Here is a 16,682-nt window from a genome sequence, read left to right as displayed (position 1 = left end):
GATCAGCAGCGGGTGGTGGTCGGCGGGGGCGCGTCGAGGTCGAAGATGGTCCCCGGGTCACCCGCCGGCAGTTGGTCCAGATGCCGGTCGGCGCTCCACGTCTGCTCCTGCACCCAGCCGTCACGCAGCCCGTCGCATCGCAGGTTCCAGCTCACGGCGTCTGCCGAGGCGAGCCAGAGGCCCTGGCTGGCGGCCTGCACGTCACCCGTGTGCGGCACCTGCCAGATCACCTTGTCGCGGATCACCACCACGCCCGCACCGGCCGGCGCCCGCACGTCCACCTTGAACGAGTACGCCCAGACGAACTCCGTCGTCACCTCCAGCAGCCGGATGTCGTCTTCCTCGGTGGCCCGGTAGCTGATCCGCCCGTTCGCCCGGGTGTCGTCCCACCTCTCAGGTGTCGAAATCCGGGTGGCGAAACTCAGGAAGCCGCCGTCTCTGAAGTATGGGCCGACCTGCTTGGCGGCGTCCGGGCCGAACAGCGCGAGGAACGGCACCCGGTTTCCCAGCAGCATCGAGGAGTCGACCCGGCCCTTGATCAGTGCCTCGCGTACCGACTCCAGTGCGGCACGTACCTCAGCCGCGCTGAACGGGCCGGTGGCGTTCGCCGTCGGCAGCACCACGGCTTCCTCGGCGGGAGCGAAGGAGGCGGCGGGGGTGTCAGCGAACAGGTCCCGCGGTTCACCTGGATCGCCGGACGGTGCGGCGGTCGTGCCGCCAGCGACGTGGGTGACCAGCAGCCCGCCGCCGACAACCATCAGCAGGGCCAGGACCAGCCCGAGGCCGACCAGCAGTGCGCCGTTGTGCCGGGCGGAGAAGAAGCGGACCCGGTCCCAGCCGGTGGGCTGGTGCTCGGTCTGTGCCGAGTGCATCCACTCGGGCAGGCGTACCGGGTTGACCTCGGCTACCGCAGCGGGTGGCGGTGGTGGTGGGTCTGCCGGGCCCGTCGGTGTGGGCTCGTTCGACGATGTGTCAGTCACGGTTTCTCCGTCAGTATTCGCCGCTGGTGGCCAGCGCGAGCAGATAGTAGGCGCCGGTCACCAACGCGGTGCCGATGACCGTGGCCACGACGAACGACAGCACGGCGACGATGTTCGGATGCGACTCGCCCCATCGGCTCCGGCTGCGCCAGTGCCACACCGCCCGGCGGGCAGTCCGTAGCGGCGGCCAGCCCTCGATCAGGTCGTCGACGTAGCGTGCCGGGGTCCGCCGCTTCGGTGTCGGCTCCCGCATCCACTGCGGCAGGTCGACCCGGGCGCGGTGCTCGTGGCCCGGAGGTCGGTCGGAGGTCATCGGCGGTCCTGATCTCGGGGCGCGGTCAGCGGGCAGATGATCTTCGCACCCGTTTCGGTCGGCGGCTGTCCCGCCGGACAAACCGCCGGATCGACGTCGCATCCCGGCCAACCGCTCAGGCCGCCTGGGCGGAGGCTCCGGTCACGCCGGGCGTGCCCACGCACCGCGCGGTACGGGCCGTCTGGCAGGCTTGGCCGACGTGAGCACCGATGGTCTGATCGTCGTCGACAAGCCCGGCGGCATGACGTCGCACGACGTGGTGGCGCGGATCCGCCGGCTGGCCAAGACCCGACGCGTCGGCCACGGTGGCACCCTCGACCCGATGGCCACCGGTGTGCTGGTGATCGGTGTGGGCCGGGCCACCCGCCTGCTGACCTACGTGATCGGCGCGGGCAAGAGCTACACCGGCACCATCCGGCTCGGCCAGGCCACCATCACCGACGACGCCGAGGGCGACGTGATCGCCAGCACTCGGGCCGGTCATCTCACCGACGACGCGATCCGCTCGGCGTTGGCACCGCTGCGCGGTGAGGTCGACCAGGTACCGAGCGCGGTCAGCGCCATCAAGATCAACGGTCAGCGCGCGTACAAGCGGGTCCGCGAGGGGGAGAGCGTCGAGCTGCCCGCTCGGCGGGTCACCATCTCCCGCCTGGAGGTGCTGGCGATCCGCCGCACCGAGCCGGACCTGGTGGACGTGGACGTGGACGTCACCTGCTCCTCCGGCACGTACATCCGGGCCATCGCCCGGGACGCGGGCCTCGCGCTCGGTGTCGGCGGACACCTGACCGCGCTGCGCCGGACCGCGGTGGGCGGCTTCACCCTCGCCGAGGCGGCCACCCTCGACGAGCTGGAGCAGCGCGCCCCGGAGGTGGTGAACCTGCCGCTGGACGCGGCAGCCGACCGCTTCTTCGCGCGTCGGGAGGCCACGCCCGAGGAGGCTCGGGTGCTCGCCCACGGCGGGCCGTTGGACCCGGCCGGCCTCACCGGGCCGTACGCCGTCTTCGGACCCGCCGGCGGTCTGATCGCTATCGTCAGCGAGCGGGACGGGCGGGCCCGCGCGGAGATCGTGCTCGCCCCGGCCTGACGGCGGGGCGCAGGTCCGCCGGCCCCCGGCCGGCGGGACAGCAGGGGAGGAGCGGCATGCAGCGGTGGCGGGGGTACGACGCGGCGCCCGGCGGGTGGGGGCGTTCGGTCGTCACCATCGGCGTCTTCGACGGCGTGCACAAGGGGCACCAGGCGACCATCGGGCACGCCGTGGCCCGAGCCCGGGAGCTGGGCGTGCAGTCGGTGGTGGTGACCTTCGACCCGCATCCGGCCGAGGTGGTCCGGCCCGGCTCGCACCCGGCGGTGCTCACCGAACCGGCCCGCAAGGCCGAGTTGATCGAGGCACTCGGCGTGGACGTGCTCTGCGTGGTGCCGTTCACCCCGGAGTTCTCCCGGCTGCCGGCCGAACAGTTCGTGCACGACGTCCTGGTCGAGCACCTGCACGCGACGTTGGTGGTGGTCGGTGCCAACTTCCGTTTCGGGCACCGGGCGGCCGGCGACGTGGCGCTGCTGGAGCAGTTGGGCCGCACCTTCGGGTTCGGCGTGGAGGGCGGCCCGCTGGTCGCCGAGGACGGCACCGTCTTCTCCTCCACGTACATCCGCTCCTGCGTCGACGCGGGTGACGTGGGCGCGGCCGCCGCCGCGCTGGGCCGCCCCCATCGCCTGGAGGGAGTGGTGGTCCGCGGCGACCAGCGGGGCCGGGAGCTTGGCTTCCCCACCGCCAACCTGCTCTGCCACAGGTACGCGGCGGTGCCCGCCGACGGGGTGTACGCGGCCCGGCTGATCCGCCGCGGGCAACGTGAGCCACTGATGGCGGCGGTGTCCGTGGGCACCAACCCAACCTTCTCCGGCCGGGAGCGGCGGGTCGAGGCGTACGCGCTGGACTTCTCCGGCGACCTGTACGGCGAGCGCCTGGCCCTGGACTTCGTGGCGCACCTGCGCGGCCAGGTCCGGTACGACTCGATCGAGCCGTTGATCGCCCAGATGAATCAGGACGTCGAGCGCACCCGGCACGCCCTGGCCTGATCGGCGGGCCCGGCGGCGGCCCTTGGCCGGGTGTTACCGGCGAGTGCTGGTAGTCTTGCCGGGACGTCGGGTGACCGGCGTGGGGCCTCGCGTGCCTGCTCGACGCCGCGGGTGCGAGGTACCGGTCCGTTCCCGGTCCATCGGGACGACGGACAACCTACTTTGATCAACCCATCGAAACAGGGAGAACATGGCGCTCGACCAGGAAGCCAAGGCCAGCATCCGCGCGGAGTACGCGACCGCCGAGGGCGACACCGGTTCGCCGGAGGTCCAGGTCGCGGTCCTCACCAAGCGGATCGCCGAGCTGACCGAGCACCTGAAGGTGCACAAGCACGACCACCACAGCCGCCGTGGGCTGCTGCTGCTGGTCGGCCGTCGCCGTCGGCTGCTCAACTACGTCCAGAAGAAGGACATTGCCCGCTACCGGTCGCTCATCGAGCGGCTCGGCCTGCGCCGGTGACGTGACGGGGGAGTGGCCGACCGGTCGCTCCCCCGTACCGCGTCCCCACCAGAAGAAACATGGGCCGCGCGACCACCCGAGAGGGAGCCGGTCAGCGTACCGGTCTCCGGTAGTGGCCCCCGGGAACCCCGGCAACATGCCGGCACCCCGGGCGCTTCGATCGAAGACCGGCCGGCTGAGCAGCTCCCCGATGTCGTGGGCCCACGACGCGAAGGAGCACGACAGCACATGACCGAGACCAAACTCGGCACCGAATCCCGCACCGCCGTGATCGACAACGGGTCCTTCGACACCCGTGAGATCACCTTCTCCACCGGCCGGCTGGCTCGCCAGGCCGCCGGTTCCGTCATCGCCCAGCTGGGCGAGACGGTCGTTCTCTCCGCCACGACCGCCGGTAAGCACCCGAAGGAGCAGTTCGACTTCTTCCCGCTGACCGTCGACGTCGAGGAGCGGATGTACGCCGCGGGCCGTATCCCCGGCTCGTTCTTCCGCCGTGAGGGCCGGCCCAGCGAGGACGCGATCCTCACCTGCCGCCTGATCGACCGGCCGCTGCGCCCGTCCTTCGTCAAGGGCCTGCGCAACGAGGTCCAGGTCGTCGAGACCGTCCTCGCGCTCGACCCGCAGCACCCGTACGACGTCGTGGCGATCAACGCCGCCTCGATGTCGACCAAGCTCTCCGGCCTTCCGTTCTCCGGCCCGATCGGTGCGACCCGCGTCGCCCACATCGACGGCCAGTGGGTCGCCTTCCCGACCCTGGAGGAGCTGGCCCGTGCCACCTTCGACATGGTCGTGGCCGGCCGCACCCTCGAGGACGGCGACGTCGCCATCATGATGGTGGAGGCCGAGGCCACGCCGAACGCCGTCGCCCTCATCTCGGCCGGCGCCACCGCCCCGACCGAGGAGATCGTCGCCAGCGGCCTGGAGGCCGCCAAGCCGGCGATCCGTGAGCTGTGCCGCGCGCAGAGCGAGCTGGCCGAGGTCGCCGCCAAGCCGGTCACCGAGTTCCCGGTCTTCCTGGACTACCAGGACGACGTGTACGACGCCGTCGCCGAGTTCGCCCGCGGCGACGTGGCCGAGGCGATCACCATCGCCGGCAAGGCCGACCGCGAGGAGGCCCTGGACCGGGTCAAGGCCCGGGTCGCCGAGGAGCTGGGCGGTCGGTTCGAGGGTCGGGAGAAGGAGCTCAGCGCCGCCTTCCGGTCGCTGACCAAGTCCGAGGTGCGCAACCGCGTGCTGCGCGAGCAGGTCCGCATGGACGGCCGTGGCCCGCGCGACATTCGGGCGCTGACCGCCGAGGTCGGCGTGCTGCCCCGGGTGCACGGTTCGGCGCTGTTCGAGCGGGGCGAGACCCAGATCCTGGGCGTCACCACGCTGAACATGCTCCGCATGGAGCAGATGGTGGACACGCTGTCCCCCGAGAACCGCAAGCGTTACATGCACAACTACAACTTCCCGCCGTACTCGACCGGTGAGACCGGCCGGGTCGGCTCGCCGAAGCGTCGCGAGATCGGCCACGGCGCTCTCGCCGAACGCGCGCTGATCCCGGTGCTGCCGACGCGCGAGGAGTTCCCGTACGCCATCCGCCAGGTGTCCGAGGCCCTCGGTTCCAACGGCTCCACCTCGATGGGTTCGGTCTGCGCGTCGACGCTGGGCCTGCTCTCCGCGGGTGTCCCGCTGAAGGCGCCGGTCGCCGGCATCGCGATGGGCCTCATCTCCGACGAGGTGGACGGCAAGACCCAGTACGTGACGCTGACCGACATCCTCGGTGCCGAGGACGCGTTCGGTGACATGGACTTCAAGGTCGCCGGCACCCCGGAGTTCGTCACCGCGCTCCAGCTCGACACCAAGCTCAACGGCATCCCGTCGGACGTGCTGGCTGCCGCGCTGCAGCAGGCGAACGAGGCCCGGCAGGTCATCCTCGGTGTGATGAAGGCGGCGATCGAGGCTCCGGCCGAGATGTCGGACTACGCCCCGCGCGTCACCACCGTCAAGATCCCGGTGGACAAGATCGGCATGGTGATCGGCCCGAAGGGTCAGACCATCAACGCGATCCAGGACGAGACCGGCGCCGAGATCTCCATCGAGGACGACGGCACGATCTACGTCGGCGCCACCAACGGCCCGTCGGCCCAGGCGGCCGTCGACCGGATCAACGGGATCGCCAACCCGACGCTGCCGAAGCAGGGCGAGCGGTTCCTCGGCACGGTGGTCAAGACCGCCGCGTTCGGTGCGTTCATCTCGCTGCTGCCGGGCCGCGACGGCCTGCTGCACATCTCCAAGGTGGGCGACGGCAAGCGGGTCGAGCGCGTCGAGGACTTCCTCAACGTCGGCGACCGGGTCGAGGTCGAGATCGCGGACATCGACGCCCGCGGCAAGATCTACCTGGACAAGGTCCGTCCGGAGGGCGCCGAGGCGCCGGCCGCCGGTGAGGCTGCCGGTGGCGACCGCCCCGCTGGTCGTGACCGTGGCGACCGGGCTCCGCGTGACCGCGGTGACCGTGAGCGTGGCGGCGACCGGGGCGGGCGTGGCCCGGAGCGTGGCGGCGAGGGCGGCGGCGGCGAGGGTGGCGAGGGCGGCGAGCGTCCGCGCCGCCGGACCCGGCACAGCTGACCAGTAGCACCTGCGACACCCACCCCTCGTCGAACCGGGAGCAACACGTGAGTCGGGCCTTCAGTGCGCCGTTTCCGCCGGATCGACGGGGGGTGGCCCCTTCTCGGGCCGCAGGGGTGGGCCGCTCCGGCGGCACCACCCGCGCGGTGACCCGGACGCTCAGCGACGACCCGCTGGGCGGCACGGTACGACGTACCGTGCTGCCCAGCGGCCTGCGCGTGCTCACCGAGGCGATCCCCGCGATGCGCAGCGTCTCGTTCGGCATCTGGGTGGCGGTCGGCTCCCGCGACGAGACCGGCCCGCAGGCCGGCGCCGCGCACTTCCTCGAACACCTGCTCTTCAAGGGCACCAACAAGCGCAACGCCCTGGAGATCTCCTCGCAGATCGAGGCGGTGGGCGGTGAGACCAACGCCTTCACCACGAAGGAATACACCTGCTACTACGCCCGCGTGCTGGACGAGGACCTGCCGCTGGCGATCGACGTGATGTGCGACCTGGTCGCCGACTCGCTGTTGGAACCGGCCGACGTCGAGACCGAACGCGGCGTGATCCTCGAAGAGATCGCCATGCACGACGACGAACCCGGTGACGAGGTGCACGACCTCTTCGTCCAGGCGGTCTACGGCGACCACCCGCTGGGCCGGCTGATCTCCGGCACCGCGGAGACCGTCACGCCGATGACCCGGCGGCAGATCCAGAACTTCTACCGGGGCCGCTACACGGCACCGCAGATCGTCATCGCCGCCGCCGGCAACCTCGACCACGCCACAGTGGTCAAGCTGGTCCGCCAGGCGGTGCGGGGCACCCCCCTGGACAGCGACCCGGCCACCCCGGCGCCGTACCGCGCGGCGACGCCAGCGGTACGCACCAAGCCGGCGACCACCGTCGTGGAGCCGAAGGAGACCGAGCAGGCGCACGTCATCCTCGGCTGCCCCGGCATCGACCGCCTCGACGAGCGGCGCTTCGCTCTCGGGGTGCTCAACAACGTGCTCGGCGGCGGCATGTCCAGCCGCCTGTTCCAGGAGATCCGCGAACAGCGCGGCCTGGCGTACTCGGTCTACTCCTACGCGAGCCAGTACGCCGACACCGGCCTGTTCGCCGTCTACGCCGGCTGCGCGCCGGGCAAGGTGGACGAGGTGCTGGCTCTGACCCGCGCCGAGCTGGCCCGGGTCGCCGCCGAAGGGTTGACCGAGGCCGAGGTGGCCCGAGGCAAGGGGATGAGCAAGGGCTCGTTCGTCCTCGGCCTGGAGGACACCGGTTCCCGCATGAGTCGGCTGGCCAAGGGTGAGCTGCTCTACGGCGACCTGATGCCGGTCGACGAGTTGCTCCGTCGGGTCGACGAGGTGACCGTGGAGGACGTGAACACCCTCGCCGCCGAGCTGCTCAGCCGACCGATGTCGCTTGCCGTCGTGGGCCCCTTCGGCGAGGGCGACTTCGCAGTCTGAGATCGCGGCGCGGCCTGGTCGTCCCGCCGCGGGCTTCGACACAGGCGCGCGCGGAGCCCTTTCGGCCTGGTCGTCCCGGGCGGTGGAGCGGACCCGATCCGGCCCGAGGGGCACGTCCCGATTGGGATAGGTTGTGCCCCGTGACTGACGAGCAGGAGAAGACCCCCGCCGGGCTGGTGCGGGTCGGCGTGTTTGGTGCCCGTGGCCGGATGGGCGTCGAGGTCTGCAAGGCGGTCGACGCCGCCGACGACCTGACCCTGGTGGCGTCGATCGACCAGGGCGACGACCGTTCCGCCGTCGCCACCGCCGAGGTGGTCGTCGACTTCACCACGCCGGACGTCGTCATGGGCAACCTGAAGTGGTGCATCGACCAGGGCATCAGCGCGGTGGTCGGCACCACCGGCTTCACCGAGCAGCGGCTGGAGCAGGTGCGCGGCTGGCTCGCCGACAAGCCCGAGCTGGGCGTGGTGATCGCCCCGAACTTCGGCATCGGCGCGGTGCTGATGATGCAGTTCGCCGCGCGGGCCGCCCGGCACTTCGAGTCCGTCGAGATCATCGAGCAGCACCACCCGCGCAAGTTGGACGCCCCGAGTGGCACCGCCACGCACACCGCCCGGCAGATCGCCCGGGCCCGCGCCGAGGCCGGCCTCGGACCGGTGCCGGACGCCACCAAGGACGAGGTTCCGGGTGCGCGCGGCGCCGACATCGACGGGGTACGCGTCCACGCCGTACGCGCCACCGGGCTCGTCGCCCATCAGGAGGTGCTGTTCGGCGGTACCGGCGAGACGCTGACCATCCGGCACGACTCGTACGACCGGGTGTCGTTCATGCCCGGTGTGCTGCTGGCCGTCCGCGCGGTGCGCAACCGTCCCGGCCTCACCGTCGGCCTGGACGCCCTGCTCGACTGAGCCCGCGCAGATCGTGGACAGCTTCCGTTCGCGCTGACGGAAAACTGTCCACGATTTCGGAGCGCCGGCCGGTAGCATCCGCCGGATGATCGATTCGGGACACCTTGACCGGAGCGGGCGGCGGGTCACGCTGCGGCCGGTCGACGACGACAACTGGCGGGCGGTGGCCGATGTCGCCCCGCGCGACGACCAACGCCGTTTCGTGGCCGCACTGGGCGCGCGTTACCTGCTGCTGAGCACCCGTTCCGAGGTGTGGAACTCCCTGGCCGTCTACGCCGACGAGACCGTCGTCGGGCACGTCATGTGGGGTGTGGACGACGACGGCTCGCACTGGATCGGCGGAATGCTGATCGACGCCGCCGAGCAGGGCCAAGGCGTCGGTCGGGCGACGGTGCAGACGCTGGCCCCCTGGCTGGCCACCCGGGAGGGCAACCCCCCGGTCCGTCTCTCCTACCACCCCGACAACACCCCAGCAGCAGCCCTCTACGAATCCCTGGGCTTCCACCCCACCGGCGCGGTAGACGACGAAGAGCTGATCACCGAACTCCGCCCCTAACTCCCCGACCCCACCCCGCCCACCCCTGAGCCCGTTGATCATGAAGTTATCGTCACGACACGCCGCGTCAGGTGACGACAACTTCATGATCGACGCGGTCCGGGAGGGCAGGGGGTCGGGGCAGGGGTTAGTGGAGGGCTGGGGTGGTGGGGCGGCGTTGGGTGGGGACGGTTGGGGTCAGCGGGGCGGGGAGGCCGGTGACTGTGGCTTCGCCGGTGTGGTCGACCGTGACGGTCACGGAGGCGTCGCCGACGCGCAGTCCGTCGACGTGCAACCCGCCCAGTTCGGGCCCGGCCAGAGGAGCCAACCGGACCGTGCCGCCGGGCACGTCCGGGTAGAGGCCGGTCGCCGCCTGGAGCAGCAGCACCGCGCCGGCAGCGGCCCACGCCTGTGGGCGGCACGAGGCCGGGTACGGCACCGGGCGGTGCAGCAGTGACCGGTCGTCGCCGCCGTACAGCTCCGGCAGCCGGTAGTCGAACGCCTCTGCCGCGCTGAGCAGCCCCTCGGCCAGGCCGAGCGCGGCCGTGCGGTGCCCGGCGCGAGCCAGACCGCCGAGCACGATAGCGGTGTCGTGGGTCCAGATCGAACCGCAGTGGTACGACAGCGGGCTGAAGCCGGCGTCGTCGGTGGCCATGGTCCGTAGCCCGAATCCCCCGGTGAGGGTGTCGGTGGTGAGCAGCCTGGCGATCTGGGCCTCTTCGTCGCGGTCGAGCAGACCGGTGCCGAGCAGGTGACCGATGTTGCTGGTCAACGAGTCGACGGGGCGCTTGTCCCGGTCGAGCGCGAGGGCGGGCTGAGGGCCGTACCGGCCGTCGACCCAGAAACTGTCCCGGAACCGGCGGACCAACCCGGCGGCGTGTTCGCGCCAGCGGTCGGCGCCCGGTCGGCCGAAGGCGTCCAGCAGGGCGGCGCCGTTCATCGCCGCCTCGTGTGCGTACCCCTGCACCTCGGCCAGCACGATCGGCGCGGTGGCCAGGGTGCCGTCGTGGAAGCGGACGGCGTCGCCGGAGTCCTTCCAGCCCTGGTTGGACAGTCCGTGCCCGGTGGTGTCGACGTACTCGACCAGGCCGTCACCGTCCGGGTCGGCGTGCTCGCCGAGCCAGCCCAGCGCCGCCTCCAGGTGCGGCAGCAGCGGCTCGATCTGCTCGGCGGGCAGACCCCAGCGCCACGCGTCGTGCAGCAGGTTGACCCAGAGCATTGTGGCGTCGACGGTGCCGTAGTACGCGGGTGGAAGGCGCAGGCCGTTGCCGGGCACCGTGAACTCGTGCCGGCGCAGCTCGTGCAGGATCTTGCCGGGGGCCTCGCCGGTCGCCGGGTCGACCCGGGTGCCCTGCCTGCGGGCGAGTACGCGCAGGGTGCCGGCGGCGAGGTCGGTGCCGAGCGGCAGCATCATCCGGGCGGCCCAGAGGCTGTCCCGGCCGAACAGGGTGAGGAACCAGGGCACCCCGGCGGCGAGGAACACGTCGGTCGGCGCGCCGGTCTCGGCCAGCCGTAGGCCGCGCAGGTCGTCCAGGCTGCGGTTCAGCAGTCGGACCAGGCGGCGGTCGTCGGCGGTCACCTCGGGCCGGGACCACTCGGGGTCGCCGGCCGGGCCGACGACGACGGCGCGCGGATCTTCGACGGTCAGCTTCCAGCTGAGCACGGTCTCGCCGCCGGGGGGCAGGTCGACCGGCCAGGCCAGCCGGGGCGCGGTGGCGCGTTCGGCGGTGGCCAGCACCTCCGCGCCCGGTGCGCTGACGGTGACGGTGATTCCGGCTGCCGACCAGGTGAGCAGGCCCGGCTGACCGGTCTTGGCTTCCAACGCGGTGGTGGTGCCACCGGACTTGACGGCCTCGATGGGTGCGAGGTCGCAGCCGAGGTCGACGGTGACGGTGGCCCGTACGCCGACAGTGGCGGTGGAGACGATCCGCAGCTCCTCGGTGAGACCGTTGCGGGTGGCCCGGCGGAGACGTTCGACGCGGACGGTCGGGTCGGGCGTGGGGTCGCCGAGCCAGCGGGCCAGGCCGACGAACCGTGCGCCGTGTGGGCCGTCGTCGCCGCGGGTCAGCCCTTCGAGTTCCCGCTCGTCGACGCGCAACTCGGCACGGGAGAGCACCCGGGCGTCGGCGTGGAAGACGCCCTGGACGCCGGTCGGGCGGATCTGCCCTGTCGCGTCCCCCAGCGCGCTGGTCGGGGCGAGGACCACCCCGGCCAACTCGTGCAGGAGGGGTTGCAGCTGGCGTTCGATCACGGTGTGGCTCCAGATCCTCGGGGTGCGGGGCGGACGTCTTGACATCGCGACCCGGGCCGTGCAAAGTGCGAAACATTCCAGAAACTTGAACGATCTAATCCTGCCTTATCCAAATTGGATCGTTCAAGATGGCGAGAGGGATTAAGTGGCCGAAAAGGTGACCATAGCGACGGTGGCCCGGCACGCCCGAGTCAGCCGGCAGACGGTGTCCAACGTCCTCAACAGCCCGCACATCGTGCGGCAGGAGACCCGTCAGCGGGTCCAGGACGCGATCAACGCGCTCGGCTATCGGGCCAACCAGGCCGCCCGACAGATGCGCACCGGCCGGTCCCGACTGATCGCCGCGCGGATCGAGCCGACCCGCGACGGAATCAACGGCTCGGTACTCGACCGCTTTCTGCACGGTCTCACCGAGACCGCCGACGCCGCCGGCTACCGGGTGCTTCTCTATACCGCCACCGACCACGACCGGGAGATCGCCACCTACGACGATCTGCTCGGCACGTACGAGCTGGACGCGTTCGTGCTGGTTGGCACCACGCACGGCGACCCGCGTACCGCCTGGCTCGCCGACCGGAACGTGCCGTTCGTGACCTTCGGCCGCCCGTGGGACGCGCTCGACGCGCATCCCTGGGTGGACGTGGACGGTGCCGCCGGCACCGCCCGGGCCACCCGGCACCTGCTGGACGCCGGCCACCGACGGATCGCCTTCCTCGGCTGGCCGGTCGGCTCCGGCGTCGGCGACGACCGGCGTGCCGGCTGGCAGGACACGCTGCGCGCGGCCGACGTCGACCCGACCGGACTGCACCGGGAGACCGAGGACGGCATCGCCGAGGGCGAACGACTGATGCGCGACCTGCTCGACGCCGTGGCACCGACCGCAGTGGTCTGCGCCAGCGACTCACTCGCCCTCGGCGCGCTCCAGGCGATCCGCGGCATCGACCCGCCGGTGTCGGTGATCGGCTTCGACGACACACCGGTCGCCGCAGCGGTCGGGCTGACCAGCGTCAGCCAACCGCTGGGCGAGGCCGCCGCCCGCTGCGTGGACCTGCTCACCGGGGTCCTCGACGACGACCACCAGACCCCCGCCCCCGTGCTGCTCCAGCCCGCGCTGGCACTGCGGCACACCGCGTAGTCCCACCCCCCACCAGGAGAAACCCATGGCACCTCGAACCATCACCCGGGCGGCGGTGGCCGGCCTCGCCGCCGTCGCGCTCCTCGGCTCCGCAGCCTGCGGCAGCGGCTTCGACGACTCATCCGGCGACACCGCCCAGTCCAGCGGCCCGGCCAGCCTGCAGATCCTGATCGGCTCGTCCGGTGACGCCGAGACCACTGCGGTGAAGGAGGCCGCGGCGAAGTGGGCCAGCGGTTCCGGCAGCACCGCGACGGTCACGCCGGCGCAGGACCTCACCCAGCAGCTCGGTCAGGCTCTGGCGGGCGGGACCCCGCCGGACGTCTTCTACGTGGACGCGGCCCAGTTCGCCGACTACGCCAGCGTCGGCGCCCTGGAACCGTACGGCGACAAGATCAGCAACTCCGGTGACTTCTACGAGAGCCTGCGCACCACCTTCACGTACGACGGCAAGCTCTACTGCGCGCCCAAGGACTTCTCCACGCTGGCCCTGCAGATCAACACCGACCTGTGGGCCAAGGCCGGGCTGACCGACGCCGACATGCCGACGACCTGGGACCAGTTCACCACGGTCGCCCAGAAGATCAAGGCGAAGGGGCAGGTGCCGCTCGCCCTCGGCGACACCCGGGACCGGATCGGCGCCTTCATGGTGCAGAACGGTGGCTGGCTGACGAGCAAGGACGGCAAGCAGCCCACGGCCGACACCCCGGAGAACCTGGCCGCCCTCCAGTACGTCAAGACCATGCTCACCACCGGCCTGGCGAAGTACCCGAAGCAGCTCGACGCCGGCTGGTCCGGTGAGGCGTTCGGCAAGGGCAAGGCCGTGATGACCATTGAGGGCAACTGGATCAAGGGTGCCCTGCAGAACGACTTCCCGAACGTGAAGTACAAGGTGGTGGCGCTGCCGGCCGGTCCCAAGGGGCAGGGCACCCTGTCCTTCACCCAGTGCTGGGGTGTCGCCGCCAAGAGCAAGTACAAGGATCAGGCGATCAAATTCGTCGAGGCGATGACCAGCGGCGAGCAGCAGATGGCCTTCGCGAAGGCGTTCGGCGTCATGCCGTCCCGGCAGTCCGCGGGCGAGCAGTACACCAGCGCCTTCCCGGCCGACAAGCCGTTCATCGACGGCGCCGCGTACGCCCAGGGCCCGGTGAACGCCCCGAAGATGGACAGCGTCCTCAAGGACCTCGACACCGGTCTGCAGGGGTTGGCCAATGGCGACCCGAAGACCGTCCTGCAGAACTTCGACAAGAACGCCAAGGCGGCGCTCGGCGGCAGCTGAGGTGTCGGCGGGGCCCGGGCGAACGCCTGGGCCCCGCCGCACGTCGGCCCGAGAAAGGGAGGGAGGAACGATGGCAACCGAGACACTGACCGCCGTGGCGACCACGCCGGGGTCGGAGCCCCGCCGACGCCGAGGCGGCATCCGGAGCAACGAGACAGTCGCCGGCTGGCTCTTCGTCGCACCGGTGATCGTCATTCTGGGGCTGTTCCTGCTGCTGCCGATCCTGATGGCGCTCTGGGTCAGCCTGACCGACTGGAACGGCCAGGGCAGTCCCTTCACCGGCGACGTCCCGTTCGTCGGCGCGGACAACTACACACGTCTGTTCGCCGAGGACGGGCTGGCCCGCCGCGACTTCATGACGAGCATCCGCAACAACATCTACTACGTGGCGATCGTGGTGCCGGCGCAGACAGTGCTCGCGCTCGGGCTGGCCCTGGTCGTCAACAACCGGATGCTGAAGGGCAAGAGCTTCTTCCGCAGCGCCTTCTACTTCCCCTCGGTCACCAGTTCGGTGGCGATCAGCGTGGTGTTCCTGTTCCTCTTCGCCAACTCCGGCGCGGTGAACGCGCTGCTCGGCTTCTTCGGGATCGACGGGCCGGAGTGGTTCGCCGACTCCCGGGGTGTGCTGCACCTGCTGTTCGGCGTCGTCGGCGTCGACTCGCCGCCGGCGGCACTCACCGACGGCGGCCCGTTCGGGTTGACCTGGTGGGACTGGTTGGCCGGCCCCAGCGTGGCGATGATCTCGATCATCACGTTGGTCGTCTGGACCACGTCCGGCACGTTCATGCTGATGTTCCTGGCCGGCCTGCAGAACGTGCCCGTCGCGTTGGACGAGGCCAGCACCCTCGACGGGGCGTCCCGGTGGCAGCGGTTCCGACACGTCACACTGCCGCTGATCCGGCCCACCACCTTCCTGGTGCTCACCCTCGGCATGATCGGCTCCTGGCAGGTCTTCGACCAGGTGTACGTGATGAGCCAGGGCGACCCGGCCAAGACCACGCTCACCCCGGCCTACCTGTCGTACCGGACCGCTTTCCGGGACTTCGACTACGGCTCCGGGGCGGCGATCTCCTTCGTCCTGTTCCTGATCATCATCGTGCTCACGCTGATCCAGCGCCGGGTGCTGGCCGAGCGGGACACCGACCGGCCGCGACGTGGCTGGCGGCGTCGACGCGTACCGGAGAGGTCCTGAGATGGCCGTGCTCACCGACCGCCCGGCGGCGTCCGCGCGGCCCGACCACCGCGCGGCCCGCACCCTGGCCACCCGCTTCCTGGGGTACGCGACGCTGGTCTTCTTCGGGCTGGTGTTCCTCTACCCGTTCGTCATCCAGATCGGCAACGCTCTCAAGACCGAGCCCGACGCGGCGGCGAACCCACTGTCGCCGTTCCCGGACCCGCTCACCCTCGCCGGCTTCGAACGGATCTTCGCCGGCACCAACTTCCCGCTCTGGCTGGGCAACTCGCTGCTGGTGACGGTGCTGGTCACCGTCGGTCGGGTGTTCTTCGACTCGCTCGCCGGGTACGCGCTCGCCCGACTGCGGTTCCGGGGTCGCGGCGGGCTGTTCGCCGCCGTCATCGCGGTCATGGCGGTGCCCGGGGTGGTGCTGCTGATCCCGAAGTTCCTGGTGCTCAACCAGCTCGGCATCTACAACAGCTACGCCGGGCTGGTGGTGCCGTTGCTGGCCGACGCGGCGGGCGTGTTCATCATGAAGCAGTTCTTCGAGTCGATCCCGGTCAGCGTCGAGGAGGCCGCCCGCATCGACGGGGCGAGCATCTTCCGCACCTTCTGGTCGGTGGTGCTGCCGATGGCGAAACCGGCGCTGATAACCCTGACCATCCTGTCGTTCCAGGGCTCCTGGAACGAGTTCCCGCACAGCCTCGTGTCGGTGCAGGACCCGGACCTGTTCACCCTGCCGCGCGGGTTGGCCGACCTGGTCAGCGGCTCGCTCGGCAAGGGCACCCAGTACCCGCTGAAACTGGGCGCGGCGTTGCTGGCCACCATCCCGGTGGCGATCATCTTCGTGGTGTTCCAGCGATACTTCGTCCGCGACGCCAACGACGGCTCGGACAAGGGCTGACCCGGCCGGGTCACTCGCCGGGGCGGTCCTCGGCGAGTGGCTCGGTCGGCACCGCCACGTGCAGGCGCACCTGCGGCACCAGCATGTCGTCGACGTCCAGCGCGCGGGCCGCGCCGTCGGGCTCCCAGCCGGTGCTGGTGAGGAACTTCCGGGTCGCCTCGTCACCGTCGAACGCCCAGGCCACCGCCCGACTCAACCCGTCCTCCCGCCACAGGTCGACGGTCGCGGAGAGCAGCCTGCTGCCGTGCCCACGCCGACCCCACCGCGGCTCGACCAGCAGATCGGTCACCGCCGCCACGTCCGGGCCGAGCGAGTCGGCCGGCTCACCCGGGGCCAGGGCCTCGCTGTCGGCCGGGCCGGAGGCGGCGAACCCCACCAGATACGATTGCTCGGCCTGTTCGACGGCGACCAGCACCCGGTGCGCGCCGGAGGGCGGCTCCAGCACCGCAGCGCTCCACCGCCGGGCGAGGAACGCCTCGTCCAGGTTGTCGAGCACGTGCCGAGGCAGGATCCGGCGGTACGCGACCCGCCAGGTCGCGAGCTGGATGCGTGCGATCTCGCCGGCGTCCTCGGGACGCGCCGGGCGGACGTACCCGAGAGCCATGGGACGGAAGCCTACGC

Annotated in this window: 15 protein-coding genes; 11 read left to right on the top strand and 4 right to left on the bottom strand. The window is 71.2% G+C overall.

What is annotated here, in order from left to right:
* Window positions 1-2 precede the first annotated feature (2 nt).
* Window positions 3-980, bottom strand: coding sequence for a hypothetical protein (locus FHU34_RS26875; protein WP_145785005.1), 978 nt, complete (start codon window positions 978-980; stop codon window positions 3-5).
* A gap of 10 nt (window positions 981-990) precedes the next feature.
* Window positions 991-1,293 carry a hypothetical protein gene (locus FHU34_RS26870; RefSeq protein WP_145785004.1) on the bottom strand — a complete coding sequence of 101 codons (303 nt, stop codon included), beginning with the start codon at window positions 1,291-1,293 and terminating at the stop codon, window positions 991-993.
* Window positions 1,294-1,492: 199 nt separating this feature from the next.
* Between FHU34_RS26870 and truB the strand changes: the two genes are divergently transcribed.
* From truB to FHU34_RS26835, 7 genes are all read left to right on the top strand, one after another.
* Entirely contained in the window at window positions 1,493-2,377 is an 885-nt protein-coding gene (gene truB / locus FHU34_RS26865; RefSeq protein ID WP_145785003.1) for a tRNA pseudouridine(55) synthase TruB, read from the top strand.
* Between the two features lie 56 nt (window positions 2,378-2,433).
* A complete protein-coding gene (locus FHU34_RS26860; RefSeq protein ID WP_145785002.1) occupies window positions 2,434-3,363 on the top strand; it encodes a bifunctional riboflavin kinase/FAD synthetase in 930 nt (309 codons plus the stop codon).
* Window positions 3,364-3,553: 190 nt separating this feature from the next.
* Window positions 3,554-3,823, top strand: a complete 270-nt coding sequence (rpsO, locus tag FHU34_RS26855) for a 30S ribosomal protein S15 (RefSeq protein WP_030337594.1) — start codon at window positions 3,554-3,556, stop codon at window positions 3,821-3,823.
* Between the two features lie 228 nt (window positions 3,824-4,051).
* The gene (locus tag FHU34_RS26850) at window positions 4,052-6,433 is read left to right on the top strand and encodes a polyribonucleotide nucleotidyltransferase (RefSeq protein WP_145785001.1); all 2,382 of its coding nucleotides are present in this window, start codon (window positions 4,052-4,054) and stop codon (window positions 6,431-6,433) included.
* Between the two features lie 47 nt (window positions 6,434-6,480).
* A complete protein-coding gene (locus tag FHU34_RS26845; RefSeq protein ID WP_145785000.1) occupies window positions 6,481-7,878 on the top strand; it encodes a M16 family metallopeptidase in 1,398 nt (465 codons plus the stop codon).
* Between the two features lie 140 nt (window positions 7,879-8,018).
* Complete coding sequence (dapB, locus tag FHU34_RS26840) at window positions 8,019-8,786, top strand: 4-hydroxy-tetrahydrodipicolinate reductase (RefSeq protein ID WP_145784999.1); 768 nt, start codon at window positions 8,019-8,021, stop codon at window positions 8,784-8,786.
* Window positions 8,787-8,871: 85 nt separating this feature from the next.
* Complete coding sequence (locus FHU34_RS26835; RefSeq protein ID WP_145784998.1) at window positions 8,872-9,342, top strand: GNAT family N-acetyltransferase; 471 nt, start codon at window positions 8,872-8,874, stop codon at window positions 9,340-9,342.
* Between the two features lie 127 nt (window positions 9,343-9,469).
* On the opposite strand, the gene FHU34_RS26830 is transcribed toward FHU34_RS26835, so the two are convergent.
* Window positions 9,470-11,572, bottom strand: a complete 2,103-nt coding sequence (locus FHU34_RS26830; RefSeq protein WP_145784997.1) for an amylo-alpha-1,6-glucosidase — start codon at window positions 11,570-11,572, stop codon at window positions 9,470-9,472.
* 157 nt (window positions 11,573-11,729) lie between these two features.
* On the opposite strand from FHU34_RS26830, the gene FHU34_RS26825 reads away from it, so the two are divergent.
* The 4 genes from FHU34_RS26825 to FHU34_RS26810 all read left to right on the top strand — a co-directional run bounded on the left by FHU34_RS26825 (window position 11,730) and on the right by FHU34_RS26810 (window position 16,061).
* Window positions 11,730-12,707, top strand: a complete 978-nt coding sequence (locus tag FHU34_RS26825; protein ID WP_244311847.1) for a LacI family DNA-binding transcriptional regulator — start codon at window positions 11,730-11,732, stop codon at window positions 12,705-12,707.
* Between the two features lie 25 nt (window positions 12,708-12,732).
* Complete coding sequence (locus FHU34_RS26820; protein ID WP_145784995.1) at window positions 12,733-13,983, top strand: sugar ABC transporter substrate-binding protein; 1,251 nt, start codon at window positions 12,733-12,735, stop codon at window positions 13,981-13,983.
* Window positions 13,984-14,053: 70 nt separating this feature from the next.
* Entirely contained in the window at window positions 14,054-15,175 is a 1,122-nt protein-coding gene (locus FHU34_RS26815; RefSeq protein ID WP_145784994.1) for a carbohydrate ABC transporter permease, read from the top strand.
* Window position 15,176: 1 nt separating this feature from the next.
* Complete coding sequence (locus FHU34_RS26810; protein ID WP_145784993.1) at window positions 15,177-16,061, top strand: carbohydrate ABC transporter permease; 885 nt, start codon at window positions 15,177-15,179, stop codon at window positions 16,059-16,061.
* Window positions 16,062-16,071: 10 nt separating this feature from the next.
* Here the strand turns inward: FHU34_RS26810 and FHU34_RS26805 are convergent, their stop codons facing one another.
* Complete coding sequence (locus FHU34_RS26805) at window positions 16,072-16,665, bottom strand: GNAT family N-acetyltransferase (RefSeq protein ID WP_145784992.1); 594 nt, start codon at window positions 16,663-16,665, stop codon at window positions 16,072-16,074.
* Window positions 16,666-16,682 lie beyond the last annotated feature (17 nt).

Origin of the sequence: Micromonospora taraxaci (genome assembly GCF_007830095.1) — a bacterium.
In the GTDB taxonomy this organism is placed as follows: domain Bacteria; phylum Actinomycetota; class Actinomycetes; order Mycobacteriales; family Micromonosporaceae; genus Micromonospora; species Micromonospora taraxaci.
This window is presented reverse-complemented; position numbering and strand designations above follow the sequence as displayed.